General features: G+C 26.5%; 3 protein-coding genes. All 3 read right to left on the bottom strand.

Annotation, left to right across the window (positions count from 1 at the left end):
* Positions 1-296: 296 nt before the first annotated feature.
* The 3 genes from FHR24_RS15475 to FHR24_RS15465 all read right to left on the bottom strand — a co-directional run bounded on the left by FHR24_RS15475 (position 297) and on the right by FHR24_RS15465 (position 2,139).
* Entirely contained in the window at positions 297-794 is a 498-nt protein-coding gene (locus FHR24_RS15475) for a hypothetical protein (RefSeq protein WP_167191113.1), read from the bottom strand.
* Positions 791-1,255 carry a hypothetical protein gene (locus FHR24_RS15470; protein WP_167191111.1) on the bottom strand — a complete coding sequence of 155 codons (465 nt, stop codon included), beginning with the start codon at positions 1,253-1,255 and terminating at the stop codon, positions 791-793. The genes FHR24_RS15475 and FHR24_RS15470 overlap by 4 nt, the downstream gene beginning before the upstream one ends.
* A gap of 350 nt (positions 1,256-1,605) precedes the next feature.
* Positions 1,606-2,139: a TPM domain-containing protein gene (locus tag FHR24_RS15465; RefSeq protein WP_167191110.1), complete on the bottom strand. Its 534-nt coding sequence runs from the start codon at positions 2,137-2,139 to the stop codon at positions 1,606-1,608.
* Between the last annotated feature and the right edge of the window lie 1,353 nt (positions 2,140-3,492).

Below are 3,492 nucleotides of genomic sequence, written 5' to 3'. Positions count from 1 at the left end.
AATAAACATTTTGCATTATATATGTTCCTAAATTATATTTTAGTTCAGCCCAAATGGAATCGGTTAATTTTTTTTTCATTTAATATTGCCTAACGTATTTTGCTATGGTTAGTGCGGGTTTGAAAATCGATAGATTTTCGGACAAGCACTTAGCTAAAGCTTTTTGTTTGGATTTGTTTCCTTTTAATTTCACAAAGCCAAATCAACAAGATTTGGCGGACTTAGTAAATATAGACAAAACTTTGAGAAAACACTAAACCCGCATTAACTATGAGCAGGTGTTAGGCAAAGTTTTTTCATTTTTTCTGACTAATTTCTAATTTTTTTAATCTATTATTTAGTAATTCTACTTCTTTAATTAAAGAATCTGTCTTAGTTAAGTTTTCGTTTTTTATTTGATTTAGTTTGTTAAGAGTTTTATTAATTAGAATTAATTCTTTGTTTTCAGCTTTTACTTTTTGAGTAAAAAATAAACTTCCTAAACAAAATAATATTCCTCCTAAGCATAGTATTGCTTGCCAATTAAAATAATTTTTCGTCGAATCTAAGTTTAGTTGATTATTGAAACTATTTTTTCGAATTTTATCAATCCCCTTTCCTCCAAGGAAAATACTGATAATAAGTGATATAAAACCAAATATATTTAATAAATAAAACGGAATAAAGGTTTCTCTTTTGTCTATTATAAATACAAAAACAGCTCCAATAATAGCTAATATAGATAAACAAGCATTAATTAATTGAGTACTCAAGGTTATTCCAATATCGACTGCAAATCTTTTATTTTCTATCATCCCCAAAGTTCCATTTTTGTTGAATTTAAGTTAGGCCACAATGTATCAATGGATTTCATGATTTCATGTCCGCTTATTTTCTCCTCTGTTTTTAACCTTAAACTATTATCAAGAATTGTCTTTATGTCTGTTTTAATTAAATCATTAATCTGAGGTTCGAGGAATTCTTTATCTCCTTTTATTATTAGGTGTAATATTGGTTTAACAATCATGTTGTTGAAATTTATTAACAAAAAGTATTTTGCATCATATCTAAAAGGATAGTTGTTTTCATATTCAAATTTATTAATTTCTCTTTTTATTAATTCAGCGAATAGTTCTTCTTTAATGAATAATTCTCTGAACTCTGATTTCATTCTTTCAAGTCCACGATGTTTTGTTGAATAAAGATTATCCATAAAAAATCTTTCAGGATATATTTCATAAAGTTCGTCATAAACTTGATTAAATTTTTCTTTCATTTTTTAATTTTTACGGTTTTTATGAAATTTTGCCTAACGTATTTTGCTATGGTTAGTGCGGGTTTGAAAATCGATAGATTTTCGGACAAGCACTTAGCCAGAGCTTTTTGTTTGGATTTGTTTCTTTTTTTGTCACTAAGCCAAATCAACAAGATTTGGCTACCTAGTAAATATAGACAAAACTTAGGGAAAGAACTAAACCCGCATTAACTATGAGCAGGTGTTGTACTTAGTTTTTTGTTAAGTTTATTTTTTCATTTTATAAAAATATTTTTTATTCTAATTTGCTAAATTTACCATTTTAATAAAACAAGAATTCATAGTTAACAGAATCTATTTTTTATATAATATTATTTCCATTTTTCAATTAACTTCATCAGTCCTTTTCTAATCCCTGAATAATATTTTCCTTTTTTAAATTCTGGAATTATTTCATAATCTATAACATTTTTACAAATTTCATTTGTAATTATTTTTTCTGTATTTAGACCAGTAGATATCTGAATTTTTCTAAGATTCTTACTAAATAAAATAGTAAGACCATTTTTTTTATTTTTTTTACCAACACCCCATTCATTTGATAAATCTTCTGTGAATTGTTTAATATCAGTATATGGTTTTATCGAGTTTATTGTAATAATAGCTATTTCATTTGAACTTGATTTTTCAAAATTTGATATAATATTATTTAATTCTCTTCTTTCTTCTTTCGTTAAAATATTTTCAAAATCATTTATAAAACCTAAAGGAATAGGAAACTCTTTTTTTAATGGAGCAAAAAATAAATTTCTAGTTTCTTTTTCAATGCTTTGAGAATTGCATAACGAAGTGATTGAAATTAGTAGTATTAAGAAAAGATTAATTTTTATTTTTCGAGTTTTCATAATTAAGTACAACGTATTTTGCTATGGTTTGTGCGGGCTTGAAAATCGGGAAGATTTTCGGGCAGGTACAAAGCCAGAGCTTTTTTGTTTGTTTTAACTTTTTCTTTATTAAAGCCAAATCGAAAAAGATTTGGCGATGTTGTAAATATAGAAAAAACATTGAGAAAAAACTCAGCCCGCATTAACTATAGCAGTTGTTAACTTATCGTATTTTATTTACTAGAATTTTTCTAAAAATTAAAATGTTAGCGTTGCTACTAAATTAAATTCATTAGGATTTTAATTTCTTTTAAATTAGAAACTTCCATAGTTTTCTTAAATTTTCAAAACTTGCGTTGCTACTTTTTTTCTTCAAGGATTAAAATTTTCTAGAATTAAATTTCTCAAAAACTCCACGTAGCTACAGTTTGATTTTTAATGATTTTAAAGCTCATTTTTTATTTAAGATATCATTTGAAACAAAATTAAAGAAAACTCAACACAGCTACTTAAACAGCAGAAAGAAGCAATGATTATTTTCTATAAAACTATCGATAAATTAATTTTAGGGAAAAACTACTGAACCAGCAAGCGATGAAAATTTGCAGAAGTATAATTAAAAATATTTCAAAGTTTAGAAATGTTGTTTTTTAGAATTTACCCAAACTGATCCCCAAACTTTATCATGGGATTTTTTTCAACTATGTAAGTTAACGGATTTGTATAAAAATCAGTTTGTGAGAAAAGAGGCATAGCCTTTTCGAACGACTGATTTGACTTTTGTTAAAAGTACAGAACATTGGGAAAGAAACCAAACACAAATTGTTTTTATGCGGTGTTAACTTTTGCAATTTTTTAAGTTTCAGTTTATATTGAACTTTCATTGAAACTTAGCATTACTACTTTAAAATTCAGCGTTGCTACTGCTTCATTAAGCGGCAAGAGTCGTTTCAGCAAAATTAGATCTTTAATTAAATTTTTCACTTTTAAAAGACTTTCAAGGAATAACTTTTTGCGATGCTACTGTTTCATTAAACGTAAGAGTAGTTTCAGCGTTGCTACATTAAAATTCAGCGTAACTACGATTTTCAAGAAAAAGAATCTTTCAGTAAGTTTAAATTTCTCAACAAGTAAACAAGTTATTTAGATTTAAGTTTGTGAATTTTCAGCAAGTAAAAAGTTTTGTAAAAAAGTAGGAGTGACGTGGTTTCAGCTTTCTAAGAATCTTTCTAATTTCTGTAACTGCTAAAAATTCGACCGAATTTTGTATTGTTAAAGTTAACGTATTTTGCTATGGTTAGTGCGGGTTTGAAAATCGACAGATTTTCGGACAAGCACTAAGCCAGAGCTTTTTGTTTGGATTTGTTTCTTTTT

Source organism: Wenyingzhuangia heitensis (assembly GCF_011762155.1).
Lineage (GTDB): Bacteria > Bacteroidota > Bacteroidia > Flavobacteriales > Flavobacteriaceae > Wenyingzhuangia > Wenyingzhuangia heitensis.
The sequence above is the reverse complement of the archived record's forward strand: the minus strand, read 5'-3'. Positions and strand labels throughout refer to the sequence as shown.

Bases quoted from the DNA above. Each gene is read 5' to 3' on its own strand.
- FHR24_RS15475 (WP_167191113.1), bottom strand. From the start codon at position 794: ATGATAGAAAATAAAAGATTTGCAGTCGATATTGGAATAACCTTGAGT.
- FHR24_RS15470 (WP_167191111.1), bottom strand. From the start codon at position 1,255: ATGAAAGAAAAATTTAATCAAGTTTATGACGAACTTTATGAAATATAT.
- FHR24_RS15465 (WP_167191110.1), bottom strand. From the start codon at position 2,139: ATGAAAACTCGAAAAATAAAAATTAATCTTTTCTTAATACTACTAATT.